Annotated in this window: 18 protein-coding genes; 11 read left to right on the forward strand and 7 right to left on the reverse strand. The window is 72.2% G+C overall.

The window, feature by feature from the left end:
• Window positions 1-129: 129 nt before the first annotated feature.
• The 6 genes from pgl to tkt form a co-directional block, all read right to left on the reverse strand.
• A complete protein-coding gene (pgl, locus tag AB0G14_RS26225) occupies window positions 130-900 on the reverse strand; it encodes a 6-phosphogluconolactonase (RefSeq protein ID WP_357701712.1) in 771 nt (256 codons plus the stop codon).
• Between the two features lie 67 nt (window positions 901-967).
• A complete protein-coding gene (locus tag AB0G14_RS26230; protein ID WP_357701714.1) occupies window positions 968-1,984 on the reverse strand; it encodes a glucose-6-phosphate dehydrogenase assembly protein OpcA in 1,017 nt (338 codons plus the stop codon).
• Between the two features lie 31 nt (window positions 1,985-2,015).
• Entirely contained in the window at window positions 2,016-3,566 is a 1,551-nt protein-coding gene (zwf, locus tag AB0G14_RS26235; RefSeq protein WP_357701783.1) for a glucose-6-phosphate dehydrogenase, read from the reverse strand.
• A gap of 2 nt (window positions 3,567-3,568) precedes the next feature.
• The gene (locus tag AB0G14_RS26240) at window positions 3,569-5,218 is read right to left on the reverse strand and encodes a glucose-6-phosphate isomerase (protein ID WP_357701716.1); all 1,650 of its coding nucleotides are present in this window, start codon (window positions 5,216-5,218) and stop codon (window positions 3,569-3,571) included.
• Window positions 5,219-5,365: 147 nt separating this feature from the next.
• Window positions 5,366-6,547, reverse strand: coding sequence for a transaldolase (gene tal, locus AB0G14_RS26245; RefSeq protein ID WP_357701718.1), 1,182 nt, complete (start codon window positions 6,545-6,547; stop codon window positions 5,366-5,368).
• 16 nt (window positions 6,548-6,563) lie between these two features.
• Complete coding sequence (gene tkt / locus AB0G14_RS26250) at window positions 6,564-8,702, reverse strand: transketolase (RefSeq protein WP_357701720.1); 2,139 nt, start codon at window positions 8,700-8,702, stop codon at window positions 6,564-6,566.
• 252 nt (window positions 8,703-8,954) lie between these two features.
• Between tkt and AB0G14_RS26255 the strand changes: the two genes are divergently transcribed.
• The 3 genes from AB0G14_RS26255 (at window position 8,955) to AB0G14_RS26265 (ending at window position 11,494) form a co-directional block, all read left to right on the forward strand.
• On the forward strand, window positions 8,955-9,914 hold the full coding sequence (locus AB0G14_RS26255; RefSeq protein ID WP_357701722.1) for a heme o synthase: 960 nt from the start codon (window positions 8,955-8,957) through the stop codon (window positions 9,912-9,914).
• A gap of 317 nt (window positions 9,915-10,231) precedes the next feature.
• Complete coding sequence (locus tag AB0G14_RS26260) at window positions 10,232-10,564, forward strand: hypothetical protein (protein WP_357456832.1); 333 nt, start codon at window positions 10,232-10,234, stop codon at window positions 10,562-10,564.
• A gap of 6 nt (window positions 10,565-10,570) precedes the next feature.
• Window positions 10,571-11,494, forward strand: coding sequence for a hypothetical protein (locus AB0G14_RS26265; protein ID WP_357701725.1), 924 nt, complete (start codon window positions 10,571-10,573; stop codon window positions 11,492-11,494).
• Between the two features lie 82 nt (window positions 11,495-11,576).
• Here AB0G14_RS26265 and AB0G14_RS26270 read toward each other — a convergent pair whose 3' ends face one another.
• Window positions 11,577-12,539, reverse strand: coding sequence for a COX15/CtaA family protein (locus AB0G14_RS26270; protein WP_357701727.1), 963 nt, complete (start codon window positions 12,537-12,539; stop codon window positions 11,577-11,579).
• 98 nt (window positions 12,540-12,637) lie between these two features.
• Between AB0G14_RS26270 and AB0G14_RS26275 the strand changes: the two genes are divergently transcribed.
• The 8 genes from AB0G14_RS26275 (at window position 12,638) to AB0G14_RS26310 (ending at window position 19,390) form a co-directional block, all read left to right on the forward strand.
• Window positions 12,638-13,396, forward strand: a complete 759-nt coding sequence (locus AB0G14_RS26275; RefSeq protein WP_357701729.1) for a transcriptional regulator — start codon at window positions 12,638-12,640, stop codon at window positions 13,394-13,396.
• Window positions 13,393-14,823, forward strand: a complete 1,431-nt coding sequence (gene sufB, locus AB0G14_RS26280) for a Fe-S cluster assembly protein SufB (protein WP_357465121.1) — start codon at window positions 13,393-13,395, stop codon at window positions 14,821-14,823. Before AB0G14_RS26275 ends, sufB begins: the two co-directional genes overlap by 4 nt.
• An 80-nt stretch (window positions 14,824-14,903) precedes the next feature.
• On the forward strand, window positions 14,904-16,046 hold the full coding sequence (gene sufD, locus AB0G14_RS26285) for a Fe-S cluster assembly protein SufD (protein ID WP_357701731.1): 1,143 nt from the start codon (window positions 14,904-14,906) through the stop codon (window positions 16,044-16,046).
• On the forward strand, window positions 16,046-16,372 hold the full coding sequence (locus tag AB0G14_RS26290) for a non-heme iron oxygenase ferredoxin subunit (RefSeq protein WP_357701733.1): 327 nt from the start codon (window positions 16,046-16,048) through the stop codon (window positions 16,370-16,372). The genes sufD and AB0G14_RS26290 overlap by 1 nt, the downstream gene beginning before the upstream one ends.
• A complete protein-coding gene (sufC, locus tag AB0G14_RS26295) occupies window positions 16,372-17,145 on the forward strand; it encodes a Fe-S cluster assembly ATPase SufC (RefSeq protein WP_350686401.1) in 774 nt (257 codons plus the stop codon). Before AB0G14_RS26290 ends, sufC begins: the two co-directional genes overlap by 1 nt.
• 30 nt (window positions 17,146-17,175) lie before the next feature.
• The gene (locus tag AB0G14_RS26300) at window positions 17,176-18,480 is read left to right on the forward strand and encodes a cysteine desulfurase (RefSeq protein ID WP_357701735.1); all 1,305 of its coding nucleotides are present in this window, start codon (window positions 17,176-17,178) and stop codon (window positions 18,478-18,480) included.
• A complete protein-coding gene (gene sufU / locus AB0G14_RS26305) occupies window positions 18,480-18,956 on the forward strand; it encodes a Fe-S cluster assembly sulfur transfer protein SufU (protein WP_357701737.1) in 477 nt (158 codons plus the stop codon). The genes AB0G14_RS26300 and sufU overlap by 1 nt, the downstream gene beginning before the upstream one ends.
• Window positions 18,953-19,390, forward strand: a complete 438-nt coding sequence (locus tag AB0G14_RS26310; protein ID WP_357701739.1) for a metal-sulfur cluster assembly factor — start codon at window positions 18,953-18,955, stop codon at window positions 19,388-19,390. Before sufU ends, AB0G14_RS26310 begins: the two co-directional genes overlap by 4 nt.
• Window positions 19,391-19,490 lie beyond the last annotated feature (100 nt).

Below are 19,490 nucleotides of genomic sequence, written 5' to 3' on the forward strand. Positions count from 1 at the left end.
GCTTCTTCGGACCCTGCGGCCTGCGATCCCCACGGATCTCGAACACTGCAACCCCTGATCACGTCAGGCGTTGCAACGATCCCTAGAACCCGAGCGCATAGCGTTAACAAGGGGCCCTTCCTTACACGCTCAGCGCAGGCTGCGCAGGCGGGTCGGCACGTCGGCCGCCGCCGCCCGGTCCAGCAGCCAGAGCGTACGACCCGTACCCTGCACGCCGGCCGCCGGCAGTTGCACCGGCCCCGCCCCGGCCAGCGCCATGCCGACCGCCCGGGACTTGTCGGCGCCGCTGGCCACCAACCAGACCTCCTCGGCGGTGTTGATCGCCGGGAGGGTCAGGGTGGTCCGCACCGGCGGGGGCTTCGGGCTGCCCCGGACGGCGCTGACCGGCCGGGTGTCGTGGTGCACCGGGTGCTCCGGGAACACCGACGCCACGTGCCCGTCCTCGCCGACGCCCAGCATCAGCACGTCGAAGTGGGGGAGCGCGGCGTGGCCGGGACGCGCCGCCCGGGCCAGCTCCTCGGCGTAGCGGGCGGCCGCCTCCTCCGGATCCGGCCCGGCCGGCCCGTCGGAGGCGGGCATCGGGTGGACCCGGGCCGGGTCCAGCGGCACCACGTCCAGCAGGGCCGCCCGGGCCTGCGTCTCGTTGCGCTCCGGGTCGCCGGCGGGCAGGAACCGCTCGTCGCCCCACCAGACGTCCACCCGGGACCAGTCCACGGCGTCGCGGGCCGGCAGCGCCGCCACCGCCCGGTGCACCGCCGCGGCTATCCGCCCGCCGGTCAGCACCACCGACGCCTGGCCCCGCTCGGCCTGCGCGTCGAGCAGCTTGACCACCAACCGGGCGGCCACCGCCTGGGCCAGCAGGTCGGCGTCGGCGTGGACGGCGACACTCGCCTCACTCATCTGATGTGCCTTCGTTTCTCCGGCCGCCGCGCGGTCGGTGTTCCTCGTGCGCCCGGCAGTCGGGCGCTCAGTGCTGGGTGCTCGTTCCCGCGTGCGCGGTCACCCCCGCCTCGGCCCGCTGCGCGGTGGCCGGGTCCTTCCAGACGTGCACCCGCTGCGCCGGGCGCTGGTCCAGGCCGGTCAGGCCGGCCGTGGTGCCCAGCGCCTCCGCGTACACCTGGTCGGCGTCGAGCCGGCGCAGCTCCTCGGCCAGCTCGTCGCCGAGCGGCCGGCGGACGAGCGGCAGGTGCCGGTCCTCCTGGCCGGTACGCCGGAACGTCGCCACGCTGTCCTCCCGGGTCAGCGTCAGCTCGTCGCCGTTGGCGCAGCGCAGCTGCACCTCCCGCATGCGGGGGAACTCGTCGGTGCGCTGCCACACCGGGTCGATGCCGAGCCGGGCGGCCAGCCAGCCCCGCATCAGCGCGGCGGTGGGGTCGGAGGCCGGGGCGACCACGGTCGCCTCGGTCACCCGCGCCTGGGTGGTGTCGAACGCCCCGGCCACCAGCGTGCGCCACGGGGTGATCCGGGTCCACGCCAGGTCGGTGTCGCCCGGCGCGTAGTCCCGGGCCCGCTGGCGCAGCGCCTCGATCGGGTCGGCGGCCTGCGCGGCGTCGGTGATCCGCCGGTCGGCCACGACGCCGAGGAAGTCGGTGGCGATCTCGGCCGGCGGCTCGCCGTGCCACCACGTCACCACCGGCACGTCCGGCACCAGCAGCGGCATCACCACGGACTCGGCGTGCAGGGCGAGCCGCCCGTACATCCGGGTGACCACCGCCTCGCAGGGGCCGAGCCGACCGCCCACGACGATCTCCGCGTCGAGGCGGTTGCGCTCCCGCTCGACGTCGGAGCGGACCACCACCACCAGCCGGCAGGGGTGGGCGGCGGCCGCTATCGTGGCCGCCGCCTCCGCCTCGCGGACCCGTTTCTCGTCCACCACCACGATCAGGGTGAGCGCCATGCCGCTGGCCACCCCGCCGGCGCTGCGCCGTTCGGCGGCGAGCGCCTTGACCACCTCGTTGCCGGTGGTGTCCCACAGGCCGATCACTGGAGCCTCCTGGTTGACTCGCTGGGCTTGCTCACGCTCTGCGCCAGGCCCGACCCTCGCGGGCCAGCATCTCGTCGGCGGCGCGGGGTCCCCACTCACCGGCCCGGTACGGCTCCGGCTTCGTGCCCGCCCACGCGTGCTCCAGCGGGTCCACCACCTGCCAGCTCTGCTCGACCTCGGCGGCGTCCGGGAAGAGGGTGCGGTCACCGATGAGCACGTCCAGCACCAGCCGCTCGTACGCCTCGGGGCTGGACTCGGTGAACGCCTCGCCGTACTGGAAGTCCATCGCGATGTCGCGGACCTCCATCGTGGTGCCGGGCACCTTGGAGCCGAACTTGAGCACCACGCCCTCGTCGGGCTGTACCCGGATGACGAGCTGGTTGTTGCCCAAAGACTCCATGTCGGCGGCGTTGAACGGCAGGTGCGGCGCCTTCTTGAACATGATGGCGACCTCGGTGACGCGGCGTGGCAGCCGCTTGCCGGCCCGGATGTAGAACGGCACCTCCGCCCAGCGGCGGTTCTGGATGCCGAGCCGGACCGCCACGTACGTCTCGGTGGTCGAGTCCTCCGGGACGCCCTCCTCCTCCAGGTAGCCGACCGCGCGCTGGCCGCCCACCCAGCCGGGCAGGTACTGGCCGCGGACGGTGCCCTCCGCGATGTCCTTCGGCAGGGTGATCGCCCGCAGCACCTTGAGCTTCTCGGTGCGGATCTCGTCCGCGTCGAAGCTCGTCGGCTCCTCCATCGCCACCAGCGCCAGCAGTTGGAGCAGGTGGTTCTGGAGCACGTCCCGGGCCGCGCCGGCCGAATCGTAGAAGCCGGCGCGGGTGCCGATGCCGACGTCCTCGGCCATGGTGATCTGCACCGAGTCGACGTACTTGGAGTTCCACAGCGGCTCGAACAGGTTGTTGGCGAACCGCAGGGCGAGGATGTTCTGGACGGTCTCCTTGCCCAGGTAGTGGTCGATGCGGAAGACGTCCTTGCGGGTGAAGACGTCGTCGACCAGGTCGTTGAGCGCCTTCGCCGAGGGCAGGTCGTGCCCGAACGGCTTCTCCACCACCACCCGGCGCCAGCCGCCGGACTTGGCGTTGTCGGCCATCCCCGTGCGGGCCAGCTGCTTGAGCACCACGGGGAACGCCGCCGGGGGGATGGAGAAGTAGAAGGCGGCGTTGCCCGGGATGCCGTGCGTCTGGCGCAGCTCGTCGAGGGTGGCGGCGAGGTGGTCGAACGCGGCGTCGTCGTCGAACGAGCCGCCCACGAACTTGATGTTGCCGACCAGCCGCGCCCACACCTCCTCCCGCCAGGGGGTGCGGGCGTGCTTCTTGGCGGCCTCGTGGGCCAGCGACTCGAAGTCGCCGTCGCCCCAGTCCCGACGGGCGAAACCCAGGACGACGAAGCCCGGGGGCAGCAGCCCCCGGTTCGCCAGGTCGTACACCGCCGGGAGGAGTTTCTTGCGGGCCAGGTCGCCGGTGACGCCGAAGATCACCAGGGCGCACGGCTCCGGGATCCTCGGCAGCCGGCGGTCCTGCGGGTCGCGCAGCGGGTTCACGCCGCCTCCTCGCTCGGCATCGTCCATGGTCCTCATCGTCACGCCCGCAGCGCCCCGACCACATCGAGCAGCTGGGCCACGCCCGCGGACCGGTCGGTCAGGTGCAGCCGCACCAGGGGGCGCTCCCGCCCGGCCAGGGCCTGCCGGTCGCCGGCGGCCTGCGCCGCCTGCAGCTCCCCGAAGGTGTACGGCTTGCCGGGCACCGGCAGGTCGTCGGCGACCGCGCCGGTGAGCTGGAGGTAGCTGCCGACCTGCGGGCCGCCCTTGTGGTACTGGCCGGTGGAGTGCAGGAACCGCGGCCCCCAGCCGAAGGTGACCGGCCGGCCGGAGGCCCCGGCCAGCAGCGGCCGCAGCCGGGCCGCATCGGCGTCGGCGAACCGGTCGAGGTACGCCATCACCGCGAGGTAACCGTCGCCGCCCAGCCCGTCGACCAGCCAGCGGAGCACGCCGGCCAGGTCGCCCGGGGCGCCCTGCGGCGCGTACACCTCGATCGCGCCCTCGGTGAACGACGGCGTCTCCGCCGGCGGGCCCGAGGCGAGGATCTTGTTGGTGTTCTCCTTGGACTCGGTGACGTTGGGCTGGTTGAACGGGTCGATGCCGAGGACCACACCGGCGATCGCGGTGGCGTACTCCCAGGCCAGGAACTGCGCGCCGAGCGGGCCGTTGACCGCCACGTCCGGGCCGGTGCCGCCGCCCGGGACGGCGCCGGTGGCCAGCGCGCCGCCGTAGGTCACGGTGAGCACGTCGGCGCCGCCGGCGCCGGGGCTCTCCGGGGACTCCACGACGACCGGGAGGATGCCGACGCCGGACTTGCCGGTGGACTCGGCGATCAGCTGCTCCGCCCAGTCGCCGAGGCCGTCGATGCCGGTGCCGTCGGAGATCAGGGCGACCTTGTCCCGGCCCATGGTGGCCGCCGCCCCGAGGGCGGCGCCCAGGGCCAGGCCCGGGTTGTCCCGGTCGCCGCCCAGCGACCGGGACAGCGCGTCCGCCTCGTCGAGCAGTTCGGCCACCTCGACGCCGGCCAGCGCCGACGGGACCAGCCCGAACGCGGTCAGCGCCGAGTAGCGGCCGCCCACGTTCGGGTCGGCCAGCACGGTGAAGGCGCCCATCTCGGCGGCGGTGGCCTCCAGCGGCGAACCGGGGTCGGTGACGATGACGAAGTGCCGGCCGGCCTCCGCCTCGGTCATCCCTGCGTCCAGGAACGCCTGCCAGTAGGCCCGGCGGTGGCTGTCGGTCTCCACCGTCGAGCCCGACTTGCTGGCCACCACGACCACGGTGCGCTCCAGCCGGTCGGCCAGCGCCGCCCGGACCTGTCCCGGGTCGGTGGTGTCGAGCACGGTCAGCTGCTTGCCGAGGGTGCGCGCGATGACCTCCGGGGCCAGCGACGAGCCGCCCATGCCGGCGAGCACCACGTGGTCCAGGTCGGCCAGCTCCGCCTTCAGCTCGGCGAGCTGGGGGAGCAGCTCGCGGCTGCGCAGGTGGGTGTCCACCCAGCCGAGGCGGATCTTCGCCTCGGCCTCGGCGTCCGGGCCCCACAGGGTCGGGTCCTTCTCCGCCAGCCTGCCCGGCACGCCGGCGCGGACCAGCGCGTCGCGGGTGGAGGCGGGGGCCGACTTGTCGACGGTGTCGGCACCGTGCACGGCGAGCCCGGCGGCCGCCTCGACCGCCCCGGCGAGCAGGTCGCTCACGCCGCCACCTCGCTCCGCTCGGCGGCGGCGCGAGGCGCCACGCTGCTGTGCCTGATGGTTCGCTCGCTTCGCTCGCTCACGCCGCCACCTCGCTCCGCTCGGCGGCGGCGCGAGGCGCCACGCTGCTGTGCCTGATGGTTCGCTCGCTCACGCGTTGCCTCCCGCCTGCTGCGCGGCCCGCGCGTTGCCCTTCGCGGCGTCGCCCGGGTGGCCGGTGCCCTTGCCCGCGGCGGCCAGCGACTTGCGCACGCCGTCGAGCAGCTCCAGCCAGCTCGCCTCGAACTTCTCCACGCCCTCGCGCTCCAGGGTGGCGATCACGTCGGCCATGTCGACCCCGACCGACTCCAGGTCCGCGAAGACCTTGCGGGCCTCGTCGTACGAGCCGGTGATGGTGTCGCCGCGGGTCTCGCCGTGGTCGGCGTACGCGTGGATGACCGGCTCCGGCATGGTGTTGACGGTGCCGGGCGCGACCAGCTCCTCCACGTAGATGACGTCCCGGTAGTCGGGGTTCTTGGTGGAGGTGGACGCCCACAGCGGCCGCTGCGGGTGCGCGCCGGCGTCGGCGAGGGCCTGCCAGCGGTCGGAGGAGAAGACCGTGCCGTAGCGCTCGTAGGCCAGCTTGGCGTTGGCGATGGCGGCCTTGCCGCGCAGCGCCTTGGCCTCGGCGGAGCCGATCTTCTCCAGCCGCTTGTCGACCTCGGTGTCGACGCGGGAGACGAAGAACGACGCCACGGACCCGATCTTGGACAGGTCGTGGCCGTTCGCCTTCGCCTGCTCCAGGCCGGCCAGGAACGCGTCCATCACCTCGGAGTAGCGGTCCAGCCCGAAGATCAGCGTGACGTTGACGCTGATCCCCTGGGCCAGGGTGGCGGTGATCGCCGGCAGGCCCGCCTCGGTGGCCGGGATCTTGATGAAGAGGTTGGGGCGGTCGATCAGCCACCACAGCGCCCCGGCCTCGGCGACGGTCTTCTCGGTCTCGTGGGCCAGCCGCGGGTCCACCTCGATGGAGACCCGGCCGTCCACCCCTGCGGTCGCGTCGTGCGCCGGCCGCATCACGTCACAGGCCCACCGCACGTCGTACGTGGTGAGCATGCGGACGGCCTCCTCGACGTCCACCCCACGGATGGCGAGGTCCTTCAGTTGCCAGTCGTACTCGTCCGCGTCGCTCAGCGCCTTCGCGAAGATGGTCGGGTTGGAGGTCACCCCGACCAGGTGCTTCTCGCGGCGCAACTGGTCCAGCCCGCCGGAGCTGAGCCGCGTCCGGGAAAGATCGTCGAGCCAGATCGCCACACCCGCGGCGCTGAGCTCGCCCAGCCTGTCCTTCGTCATGTCGTCCACGCTCCCCTCAGTTGCCGGTCGTGAAACCGGTGATCTCGCCCACCCGGGTGAGCGCCGCGTGCGCGGCGGCCACGATCCGGTCGGGGGTGAACCCGAACTGCTCGAAGAGCATGGAGTGCGGGGCGCTGGCGCCGTAGTGCTCCAGGCTGACGCTCTCGCCGCAGTCGCCGACGAGGTGCCGCCAGGACATGGCGATGCCCGCCTCCACGCTCACCCGTGCCTTTACCCCGCGTGGCAGCACCGACTCCCGGTACGCCTCGTCCTGCTCGGCGAACCACTCCTGGCAGGGCATCGAGACGACCCGGGTGGGGGTGCCGTCGGCCTCCAGGCGCTCCCGCGCGGTCAGGCAGAGCTGCACCTCGGAACCGGTGCCGACGAGGATCACCTGCGGCTTGCCGGTGGACGCCTCGGCGAGCACGTAGCCGCCCTTCGCCACGCCCTCGGCGCCGGCCAGCGTCGACCGGTCGAAGGTCGGCAGCGCCTGGCGGCTGAGCGCCAGCGCGGTCGGCCGGTCGGTGTGCTCCAGCGCGCACCGCCAGGCCCAGGCGGTCTCGTTGGCGTCGGCCGGGCGGACCACGTCCAGGCCGGGGATGGCGCGCAGCGCGGTCAGGTGCTCCACCGGCTGGTGCGTGGGGCCGTCCTCGCCGAGGCCGATCGAGTCGTGCGTCCAGACGTAGACCACCGGCAGCTTCATCAGCGCGGCGAGCCGGACAGAGGGGCGCATGTAGTCGCTGAACACCAGGAAGGTGCCGCCGTACGGGCGGGTGCCGCCGTGCAGGGCGATGCCGTTGAGGATCGCGCCCATGGCGTGTTCGCGGATGCCGAAGTGCAGCGTGCGGCCGTACTCGTGGCCCGGGAAGTCCTTGGTGGCGTGGACGGCGGGGACGAAGGACGGCTCACCCTTCATGGTGGTGTTGTTGCTCTCGGCCAGGTCGGCCGAGCCGCCCCACAGCTCGGGCAGCACCGGGGCGAGCGCCTCCAGGACCTTGCCGGAGGCGGCCCGGGTGGCGATGCCCTTGGCGTCGGCCGGGAACTCGGGCAGGGCCTCGGCCCAGCCGTCCGGCAGCACCCGGCCGGCCATCCGGTCGTAGAGCGACCGGCGCTCCGGGTTGGCCTTCGACCAGCCGTCGAACGCCGCGGTCCACTCCTGCTGGGCGCGGGCGCCCCGCTCCATCACCAGGCGGGCGTGCGCGAGCACCTTCTCGTCGACCTCGAAGGACTGCGCCGGGTCGAAGCCGAGGATCTGCTTGGTGGCGGCCACCTCGTCGCCGCCGAGCGCGGAGCCGTGGATCTTGCCGGTGTTCTTCTTGTTGGGCGCGGGCCAGCCGATGATGGTGCGCAGCGCGATGAAGGAGGGGCGGCCGGTCTCGGCCTTCGCCGCCAGCAGCGCCTGGTAGAGGGCTTCCACGTCCTCGTGGTAGTCGCCCTGGTCGGCGTCGCCGGTGCGCCAGTCGACCGTCTGCACGTGCCAGCCGTACGCCTCGTAGCGGGCCGCGACGTCCTCGCTCATGGCGATCCGGGTGTCGTCCTCGATGGAGATCTCGTTGTCGTCGTAGATCACCGTGAGGTTGCCGAGCTGCTGGTGCCCGGCGAGCGCGCTGGCCTCGTGGGTGATGCCCTCCTCGATGTCGCCGTCGGAGGCGATGCACCAGATGTCGTGGTCGAAGACCGACGCGCCCGGCTCGCCCTCCGGGTCGAACAGACCGCGCTCGCGGCGGGCCGCCATCGCCATGCCGACCGCGTTGCCGAGGCCCTGGCCGAGCGGGCCGGTGGTGGTCTCGACGCCCGGGGTGTGGCCGTGCTCGGGGTGGCCCGGGGTGAGCGAGCCCCACTGCCGCAGCGACTTGAGGTCGTCGAGGCTGAGCGGGTAGCCGGCGAGGAAGAGCTGGATGTAGAGGGTGAGGCTGGAGTGGCCCGCCGAGAGCACGAACCGGTCCCGGCCGGGCCAGTTCGGGTCGGCCGGGTTGTGCCGCATGACCCGGTTGAAGAGCAGGTAGGCCGCGGGCGCGAGGCTCATCGCGGTGCCCGGGTGGCCGTTGCCGGATTTCTCCACGGCGTCCATGGCCAGCACGCGGACGGTGTCGACGGCCCGGCGGTCGAGGTCGGACCAGTTCAGTGCGGGGTGCTCGGGTCGGTTGGCAGCCACGATGGTTGTGCTCCTCGGCAGATGGGCGGAACCCTCAGCGATGACCCTATCGAGCGGTCCTAAACGTCCGCCCGGGGATCTCTGCATGCAGGTCTGTGCGCGTCCGGGAGGATCGGGGGGTGTGACGGCCCGCACCGTTGTCGGGTCGCCCGGGCAGCCAAAACGACAGCGCGTAGTCTGTGGTGCGGTGTGTGGCCCGAGTCGGGTCCGACCGATCCGACCTCCCCTGCCGACGCCGGAAGGTGGCAATCCGTGAGCATGATCACCGAGCGCCCCGTCAGCAACTCTGCCGGGCAGCCACCGGTGCGCGCGGCGGCGGAGGCCCCGGCGGTCGGTCGCCGGGACGTCCGCGCGGTGGTCTCGGCATACGTGACGCTGACCAAGCCGCGGATCGTGGAACTGCTCCTGGTCACCACCGTGCCGGCGATGATGCTCGCGGACGGCGGCATGCCGTCGCTCTGGCTGATGGCCGTGGTGCTGGTCGGCGGCTCGCTCGCCGCGGGCGCGGCCAGCGTCATCAACTGCTACATCGACCGGGACATCGACGAGCTGATGCGGCGCACCAAGCGCCGCCCGCTGCCGGCGCACACCGTGTCGCCGCGCAACGCGCTGATCTTCGGGCTGGTGCTGGCGGTGGTGTCGGTCGCGCTGATGGCGGCGTTCACCAACCTGCTGGCCGCCGGTCTCACCCTGGCCGCGATCGCCTACTACGACCTCGTCTACACCCTCTGGCTCAAGCGCACCACGACGGCTAACACGTTCTGGGGTGGCGCCTGCGGGGCGGCGCCGGTGTTGATCGGCTGGGCGGCGGTGACCGGGTCGCTGGCGCCCGCCGCGTGGGCGCTGTTCGCGGTGGTCTTCTTCTGGCAGATGCCGCACTTCTACCCGCTGGCGATGAAGTACAAGGACGACTACGCCCGGGCCGGCATTCCGATGCTGCCGGTGGTGGCCTCCGCCCGCCGGGTCAACGCCGAGATCATCATCTTCGCGTGGCTCACCGTGGCCTCCTCGCTGGCGGTGTGGCCGCTGGGGATGAGCGCGATCTACGGCGTGCCCACCCTGGTGGTCGGCGGCATCTTCCTGGTGGAGGCGCACCGGCTGGCCCGGCGGGTCTCGCGGGGCCAGGCCGTCAAGCCGATGCGGCTGTTCCACTGGTCGACGACCTACCTGACGATCCTCTTCGCCGCCGTCGCGCTCGACGCGCTGATCTGACCCGGGCGGTCACCGCGCATCCCGGCCGGCAAGTGCGTTCGCTGGCCGCGCGCCGGGCGCGGGCACGTTGTGCGGTAAAATCAGCATCGTGTATGCCTTGTCCGGGTTTCTTGTTACATCCGTGACAGCGTGGGCATCGGTCCGAACAGTTCGCCTTGCCCCAGGCAGGCCCGGTTCGCGGCGGAGCTTTGCGGTGGTAAGTCCGGATAAAGTCGGGCGATTCACCTGTGGTCTTCCTTAAACCATCAGGTAATTGGCATCACAAAAGCTTCATGGTTCTCGCCCGCCCGGATGGAAGTCTGCTTACGCTTCGCGTCATGGCAGATGGTTCCGATACGACGCTGACGGCCGAACAGACCGCCGAACAGGCCCCCCAGGGCCTGGTCGCGGGCATCAAGTCGTTCGCCGCCGGACACGGCGGGGCGAAGGCGGTCATCGAGTACGTCGGCAAGCGCGGCGCACGCATCGTCCTCGTAGGCGAGGACGGGGTGTGGGGCGACCAGTTCGCGGACGACACCGTCGTCGCGCGGCAGGCCTGCGCGAAGGCGGGCGTCACCGTCGAGAACGCCTGGGAGCGTGAACTCATGGACCAGATGCGTCCGAGCAACGACCTCTGGCGGTCGATGGCCCGGCGCTCGATGGCCCGTTGACATAAATTGACAAACCACCACCAGTCGACCCGGGGGGAACCCCGGGTCGCTCTCGTCACCTGTGCCGAACTGCCCGCCCTCGAAGCCGACGACCGGCTGGTGCTCGACCCGCTCGCGCGCCGCGGCGTGACCGCCGAACCGGTGGTCTGGGACGACCCCACCGCCGACTGGGCCGGCTACGACCTGGCCGTGCTCCGCTCGCCGTGGGACTACATGCCCCGCCGCGACGAGTTCGTCGCCTGGGCGGCCGCCGTCCCGGCCCTGGCCAACCCGGCCGACGTGGTCCGCTGGAACACCGACAAGCGGTACCTCGCCGAGCTCTCCGCCGCGGGCGTGCCGACCGTCCCCACGACGTGGGTGGAGCCGGGGGAGAGCTGGCAGCCGCCCGCCCACTCCGGCGAGTACGTGCTCAAACCGTCGGTCAGCGCGGGCAGCCAGGACACCGGCCGGTACGACCTGGCCGATCCGGAGCACCGGGAACTGGCCGTCGCGCACGTGCGGCGGCTCGCGGCGGCCGGCCGCGTGACCATGGTCCAGCCGTACCTGGCCGCCGTCGACACCGCCGGTGAGACGGCGCTGCTCTTCCTGGCCGGCCCGGACGGCTTGGCGTACAGTCACGCGATCCGCAAGGGCCCCATGCTCACCGGGCCGGACCTGGGCGTGGAGGGGCTCTACAAGCCCGAGGAGATCACGCCGCGGACGGCCACCCCGGAGCAGCTGGCGGTGGCGGACCGGGCCCTCGCGGCGGTGCCCGGCGGGCCGGAGCGGCTGCTCTACGCCCGGGTCGACCTGATCCCCGGCCCGGACGGCGCCTCGATCCTGGTCGAGCTGGAGCTCACCGAGCCGTCGCTGTTCCTCGGGTACGCCGAGGGCGCCGCCGACCGCCTGGCCGGCGCGATCCTGACCCACCTGGGCCGCCCACCACGCTGACCCGACGCCGGGCGCCGCCACGGTGCGGACCGCCCGGCGCCCGGGCCGGCGGACGCCGCCGTCGGTCGCCGCCTGACGCCCGTCAGGCGGCGACGGGGACGGCGTCCTCGGCGGGGGAGGGGTCCGGGGCCGGCGCGACGGGACGGCGTTCGCGGGTGGCCCACTGGACCGAGAGGGTGGCCAGCAGCACCAGGCAGGAGCCGAGCATGTGCGCGCCCACCAGCAGCGCAGGCAGGTTGGTGAAGTACTGCACGAAGCCGATCAGGCCCTGACCCAGCTCCACCGCGACCAGCACCAGGGCGGCCCGTGCGGCCCGGGCCGCGCCGACCGCGCGGAACGCGAAGACCAGCGCCACGGAGAGGCCGATGAGCAGGAAGACGCTGTCGGCGTGCACCTGGGCGATCGACTCCGGGTCGAGGCCGTTGCGGGCCGCGCCGTGGTCGCCCGCGTGCGGGCCGCTGCCGGTCACCCAGGTGCCGATCACCAACACCGCCGCGCTGACCACGGTGGTGATCATCGCCAGGGTCCGCAGCGGCGCCGGCACCACGGCCACCGCCGGGCCGACCGGGTCTCCGATCCGCCGCCACAGCGCGTACGCGGCCGCGATCACGAGCATCGAGGCGAGGAAGTGCAGGCCCACCACCCACGGGTTGAGGTCGGTGAGCACGGTGAAGCCGCCGACGACCGCCTGGGCCGGGATGCCGAAGAGCACGGCGACCGCGAGGGGGAGCAGCTCCCGGCGGCGGGGGCGTTGCAGCAGCACGGCCACCAGCACCGCCAGCGCGATGACGCCGACCGCGAAGGTGAGCAGGCGGTTGCCGAACTCGATCGCCCCGTTGATGCCCATCTCGGCGGTTGCCACGTACGACTCGTCCGTGCACCGGGGCCAGGTGGGGCAGCCGAGGCCGGACTGGGTGAGCCGGACCGCCCCGCCGGTGACGACGATGCCCACGTTCGCGATGATCGAGGCGAGCGCGAGACGGCGCAGCAGGGCGGTGGAGACCGGGAACCGGACGGATGGAGTCACGGCGCAAATCCTACGCACCGTAGTGATCGAGGTTCGTGCGACTCCGCCGGCGCGGTGGTTCGGATCACCGGGACCCGGGTTTGCGACCCCCCGACGAATTACGTAACGTGGGCGTTGTGAAAAACGCGGCGGCGCTCTCCGGGCACCAGCCGGCGGCCGCCCCGGCCGCCGGTCAGTCCGTGTCCGCCGGCGACCTTTCCACCCGGGACCGGGTCACCCACCTGCTGCTGGAGCGGGGGGCGACCACCGCCGCGCAGCTCGGCTCGGCGCTCGGGCTCAGCCCGGCCGCGATCCGGCGGCACCTCGACGCGATGCTTGCCGACGGTGACGTGGTCGCCCGCGACCAGACGGTCCGCGGTCACCGGGGCCGGGGCCGCCCGGCGAAGGTGTTCCTGCTGACCGACGCGGCCCGGGTCCGCTGCGGCACCCACCACTACGACAACATGGCCACCGCCGCGCTGCGCTGGATCGCGCACAACGGCGGCGCCGAGGCGGTCGAGGCGTTCGCCGCCGACCAGGTCGCCACCCTGGAGGCCCGCTGCCGGGCCGCCATGGAGGACGCCGGCGACGACCCTCTCGCGCGGGCCGAGGCGCTCGCCGGGGCGCTGACCGCCGAGGGCTACGCTGCCAACGCGTCCACGATCGCCTCCGGCGGCCAACTCTGTCAGCACCACTGCCCGGTGGCGCACGTGGCCGCCGAGTTCCCCCAGCTGTGCGAGGCCGAGACCGCGGTGATCTCCCGCCTGGTCGGCACCCACGTGCAGCGCCTGGCCACCATCGCGCACGGCGACGGGGTGTGCACCACGCACATTCCCGCCCAGCCGGGGCGCGCCCAGTCCGGTAAGACCGTCACCACTGTGAGGACAGATAGATGACCGAGCAGATCGTCCAGCCCCTGACCCAGGAAGAGCAGCTCGCCGCCCTGGGTCGCTACGAGTACGGCTGGGCCGACCCCGACGTCGCCGGGGCGGTGGCCCAGCGCGGCCTCAACGAGGCGGTGGTGCGGGACATCTCGGCCAAGAAGAACGAGCCGGCCTGGATGCTCGACCTGCGGCTGAAGGGCCTGCGGCTGTTCGGCCGCAAGCCCATGCCGGCCTGGGGCGCCGACCTCACCGGGATCGACTTCGACAACATCAAGTACTTCGTCCGGTCCACCGAGAAGCAGGCCACCAGCTGGGAGGACCTGCCCGAGGACATCAAGAACACCTACGACAAGCTGGGCATCCCCGAGGCGGAGAAGCAGCGGCTGATCGCGGGCGTCGCGGCGCAGTACGAGTCCGAGGTCGTCTACCACAAGATCCGTGAGGACCTGGAGGAGCAGGGCGTCGTCTTCCTCGACACCGACACCGCCCTCAAGGAGCACGAGGACCTGTTCAAGGAGTACTTCGGCACCGTCATCCCGGTCGGCGACAACAAGTTCGCCGCGCTGAACACCTCCGTCTGGTCCGGCGGCTCGTTCATCTACGTGCCGAAGGGCGTGCACGTGGAGATCCCGCTGCAGGCCTACTTCCGGATCAACACGGAGAACATGGGCCAGTTCGAGCGGACGCTGATCATCGTCGACGAGGGCGCGTACGTGCACTACGTCGAGGGCTGCACCGCACCGATCTACTCCTCGGACTCGCTGCACAGCGCCGTGGTGGAGATCATCGTCAAGAAGAACGCCCGGTGCCGCTACACGACCATCCAGAACTGGTCGAACAACGTCTACAACCTGGTCACCAAGCGCGCCGTGTGCCACGAGGGCGCGACCATGGAGTGGATCGACGGCAACATCGGCTCCAAGGTCACCATGAAGTACCCGGCGGTCTACATGACCGGCGAGCACGCCAAGGGCGAGGTGCTCTCGGTGGCCATGGCCGGCGAGGGCCAGCACCAGGACGCCGGCGCCAAGATGGTGCACGCCGCGCCGCACACCTCCTCCACCATCGTCTCCAAGTCGATCGCCCGGGGCGGCGGCCGCACGTCGTACCGCGGCCTGGTGCAGGTGCTGGAGGGCTCGACCAACAGCCGCAGCACGGTCAAGTGCGACGCGCTCCTGGTCGACACCATCTCCCGCTCCGACACCTACCCGTACGTCGACATCCGTGAGGACGACGTGTCGATGGGGCACGAGGCCACCGTCTCCAAGGTCAGCGAGGACCAGCTCTTCTACCTGATGAGCCGGGGCCTGAGCGAGGACGAGGCGATGGCGATGATCGTGCGCGGCTTCATCGAGCCGATCGCCAAGGAGCTCCCGATGGAGTACGCCCTGGAGCTCAACCGCCTGATCGAGCTGCAGATGGAGGGCGCGGTCGGCTGACGCCGACCCGGGGCGGGCCGGTCCGCCGGCCCGCCGCCCCCGCACCAGAGACCGTCGTCGCGAAACAGACCAAGGAAGAGATGACTACCCAGGCTTCCGCGCCGCCCAGCACCAAGTCGCAGGCGCTCCGCTCGTACGACGTCGCCGACTTCCCGGCCCTCACGGGCCTGGAGGAGGAGTGGCGCTTCACCCCGCTCAAGCGTCTGCGCGGGCTGGTCGGCGGGGCGCAGGCCGCCACCGGCACGGTCCGCCACGAGTACGGCGACCTGCCCGAGGGCGTGACCGTCGAGCGGATCGGCTCCGACGACCCCCGGGTGGGCAGCGTGCTCACCCCGGTCGACCGGGTCAGCGCGCTGGCCTACGGCGGGGCCGGGCAGGCGCTGCTGGTCCAGGTCGCCCGCGACGCCGTGGTCACCGACCCGGTGACCCTGCGGGTGGTCGGCGACGGCGCCGAGGGCGTCGCCTTCGGGCACACCTTCGTCGAGGTCGGCCGGTTCGCCGAGGCGACCCTGGTGCTGGAGCACGCCGGTTCGGCGACGCTGGCCGACAACGTCGAGGTGGCGGTGGCCGACGGGGCGAAGCTGACCCTGGTCACCATCGCCGACTGGGCCGACGACGCCGTCCAGGCCCAGCACCTGAAGGTGAAGCTGGGTCGGGACGCCAAGGTGGTCCACGTCCAGGTCTCCCTCGGTGGCGACCTGGTCCGGCAGTACACCTCGGTGGAGTACACCGACCGGGGCGGCGAGGCCGAGCTGTACGGCCTCTACTTCGCCGACTCGGGGCAGCACCTGGAGCACCGCCAGCTGGTCGACCACAGCGTGCCGGACTGCCGCAGCTACGTCGGCTACCGGGGCGCCCTGCAGGGCGAGAGCGCGCGCACCGTCTGGGTGGGCGACGTGCTGATCCGCGCCGAGGCGACCGGCACCGACACGTACGAGATCAACCGGAACCTGCTGCTGACCGACGGCGCGCGGGCGGACTCCGTACCCAACCTGGAGATCGAGACCGGCGAGATCGCCGGCGCCGGCCACGCGAGCGCGACCGGCCGCTTCGACGACGAGCAGCTTTTCTACCTGATGGCCCGGGGTATCCCGGAGGGCGAGGCGCGGCGCCTGGTGGTCCGCGGCTTCTTCGCCGAGCTGATCAACAAGATCCCGGTCGAGGAGCTGCGCGAGCGGCTCGGCGACGCGATCGAGGCCCGGCTGAGCAAGGCCGACGCCTGATGATCAAGATCTGCTCGACCGAGGACGTGCCGAAGGGCACCGCGATCGCCGCGGACGTCGACGGCACGCAGCTCGCGATCGTGCACGGCGAGGACGACGCCTTCTACGCCGTCTACGACGAGTGCTCGCACGCCGCGGTCGCCCTCTCCGAGGGGGAGGTCTCCGGCTGCACGCTGGAATGTTGGCTGCACGGTTCCCGTTTCGACCTGAGGACCGGCGAGCCGACCGGGCTGCCCGCCACCGAACCCGTTCCCGTCTATCCCGTCGAAGTCCGCGACGGCGACATCTACGTCAGCCTCGCGCCGAGCAATGGAGTGACCCGATAATGAGCACCCTGGAGATCCGCGACCTGAAGGTGTCGGTCAAGCTGCCCGAGGGTGAGCTCAAGCCGATCCTGGCCGGTGTCGACCTGACCGTCCGCTCGGGCGAGACCCACGCGATCATGGGGCCGAACGGCTCCGGCAAGTCCACCCTGGCCTACTCGATCGCCGGCCACCCCAAGTACGAGATCACCGGCGGCTCGGTGACCCTCGACGGCGAGGACGTGCTGGCCATGTCCGTCGACGAGCGGGCCCGCGCCGGCCTCTTCCTGGCCATGCAGTACCCGGTCGAGGTGCCCGGCGTCTCGGTGGCGAACTTCCTGCGTACCGCCAAGACCGCCATCGACGGCGAGGCGCCGAAGCTGCGCACCTGGGGCGGCGAGCTGCGTGGGGCCATGGAGCGCCTCCAGATGGATCCGGCGTTCGCCCAGCGCAACGTCAACGAGGGCTTCTCCGGCGGTGAGAAGAAGCGGCACGAGATCGTGCAGCTGGAGCTGCTCAAGCCGAAGATGGCCATCCTCGACGAGACCGACTCCGGCCTCGACGTCGACGCGCTGCGCGTGGTCAGCGAGGGAGTGAACCGGGTGCGCGACACCGGCGACACCGGCCTGCTGCTGATCACCCACTACACCCGGATCCTGCGCTACATCAAGCCGGACTTCGTGCACGTGTTCGTGGCCGGCCGGATCGTCGAGCAGGGCGGCCCGGAGCTGGCCGACAAGCTCGAGGAAGAGGGCTACGAGCGGTACGTCGCCGGGGCCGGTTCGGCGCGGGCCTGATTCCTCTCGAGAATGGGTGGGCCGGTCGACATGACTACCATCGCGATCCCGCCGGGGATGCCGCAGTACGACGACGTGCCGCGTTACGACGTGGCGAAGGTGCGCGCCGACTTCCCGATCCTGGACCGGGAGGTCAACGGGCACCGGCTGGTCTATCTCGACAGCGCCAACACCTCGCACAAACCGCGGCAGGTGCTCGACGTGCTCGCCGAGCACTACGCGATGCACAACGCCAACGTCTCCCGCTCGGTGCACACGCTGGGCACGGAGGCCACCGAGGCGTACGAGGGCGCCCGGGCGAAGGTCGCCGCGTTCGTCAACGCGCCGAGCGTGGACGAGGTGGTGTTCACCAAGAACTCCACCGAGGCGATCAACATCGTCGCGTACGCCTTCTCCAACGCTTCGCTGCGGCCCGACGCCGACCCGCGGTTCCGGCTCGGCCCCGGTGACGAGGTGGTGATCTCCGAGATGGAGCACCACTCGAACATCGTCCCGTGGCAGCTGCTCTGCGAGCGGACCGGCGCGACGCTGCGCTGGTTCCCGGTCACCGACCACGGGCGCCTGGACGAGTCGGGGCTGGCGGACCTGGTCACCGAGCGGACGAAGATCGTCTCCCTGGTGCACATGTCCAACATCCTCGGCACCGTCAACGCCACCGCGCGGATCACCGAGCGGGTCCGCGAGGTGGGGGCGCTGCTGCTGCTCGACTGCTCCCAGTCGGTGCCGCACATGCCGATGGACGTGGTCGACTACGACGCCGACTTCGTCGTGTTCACCGGGCACAAGATGTGCGGCCCGACCGGCATCGGGGTGCTCTGGGGCCGGGCCGAGCTGCTGGCGGCGATGCCGCCGGTGCTCGGCGGAGGGTCGATGATCGAGACGGTGTCGATGGCGCGCTCGACGTTCGCCGCGCCGCCGGCCCGGTTCGAGGCGGGCACCCCGCCGATCGCCGAGGCGGTCGCGCTCGGCGCTGCCGTCGACTACCTCACCGGCATCGGGATGCGGGCCATCCAGTGGCACGAGAAGGAGCTGACGGCGTACGCGCTGGACGCCCTCGCCACGGTGCGCGGCCTGCGGATCTTCGGGCCGACCGTGCCGGTGGGCCGGGGCGGCACCATCTCGTTCGCCCTCGGCGACATCCACCCGCACGACGTCGGGCAGGTGCTCGACTCGCTCGGCGTGCAGGTGCGGGTGGGCCACCACTGTGCCCGGCCGGTGTGCACCCGGTTCGGCGTGCCGGCCATGACGCGGGCCTCGTTCTACCTCTACACCACCACCGAGGAGATCGACGCCCTGGTGGCGGGCCTGGAGCAGGCGCGGAAGGTGTTCGACTGATGCAGCTCGACCAGCTCTACCAGGAGATCATCCTGGACCACTACAAGCACCCGCACGGCCGTGGCCTGCGCGACGCGGACGACCCGGGCGCCCGGGTCGCCGAGGCGCACCACGTCAACCCGACCTGCGGCGACGAGGTCACGGTCCGGGTGGCGACCGACGGCGACGTGCTGCACGACGTCTCGTACGACGGCATGGGCTGCTCGATCAGCCAGGCGTCGGCGAGCGTGTTGCACGAGCTGCTGGTCGGGCGGGGCGCGGGTGAGGCGTTCCGGGTGCACGAGGCGTTCGTGGAGTTGATGTCCGGCCGTGGTCAGGTCACGCCGGACGAGGACGTGCTCGGTGACGGGGTCGCGTTCGCGGGCGTCGCCCGCTACCCCGCCCGGGTGAAGTGCGCGCTGTTGCCGTGGATGGCGTTCAAGGACGCCGCGGCACGCGCCGGCGTGGGCGTGAGCCCTTCGGAGGTTAAGGCATGAGTAGCGAGGACACCGCCACCGCGGCGACGCCGGCGACCGAGGGCACGGCGACGCCGGCCACGGACGCCGCCGCGCCGGCCGCGGGTGACGGCGGCAAGGCCGCGGGTGCCCGGGCCGCCGTCGCCGACATCGAGGAGGCGATGAAGGACGTCGTCGACCCCGAGCTGGGCATCAACGTGGTCGACCTCGGCCTGGTGTACGGCGTGCACGTCGGCGACGACAACGTCGCCACGCTGGACATGACGCTGACGTCGGCGGCCTGCCCGCTGACCGACGTGATCGAGGACCAGGCCCGCCAGGCGCTGACCACCGGCCCCGGCGGCGGCCTGGTCGACGACATCCGGATCAACTGGGTGTGGCTCCCGCCGTGGGGCCCCGACAAGATCACCGACGAGGGGCGCGACCAGCTCCGCTCCCTCGGCTTCAACGTCTGACCCGGCCCGGCGTCGGTCCCCGTCGAGCGCGCCGCCCCTCCCGGGCGGCGCGCTCGACGCGTTCCTGTCGACGGACGACGGCGGCCAGCTCGCCGACGAC

This window comes from Micromonospora sp. NPDC023814 (assembly GCF_040639595.1).
In the GTDB taxonomy this organism is placed as follows: Bacteria; Actinomycetota; Actinomycetes; order Mycobacteriales; family Micromonosporaceae; genus Micromonospora.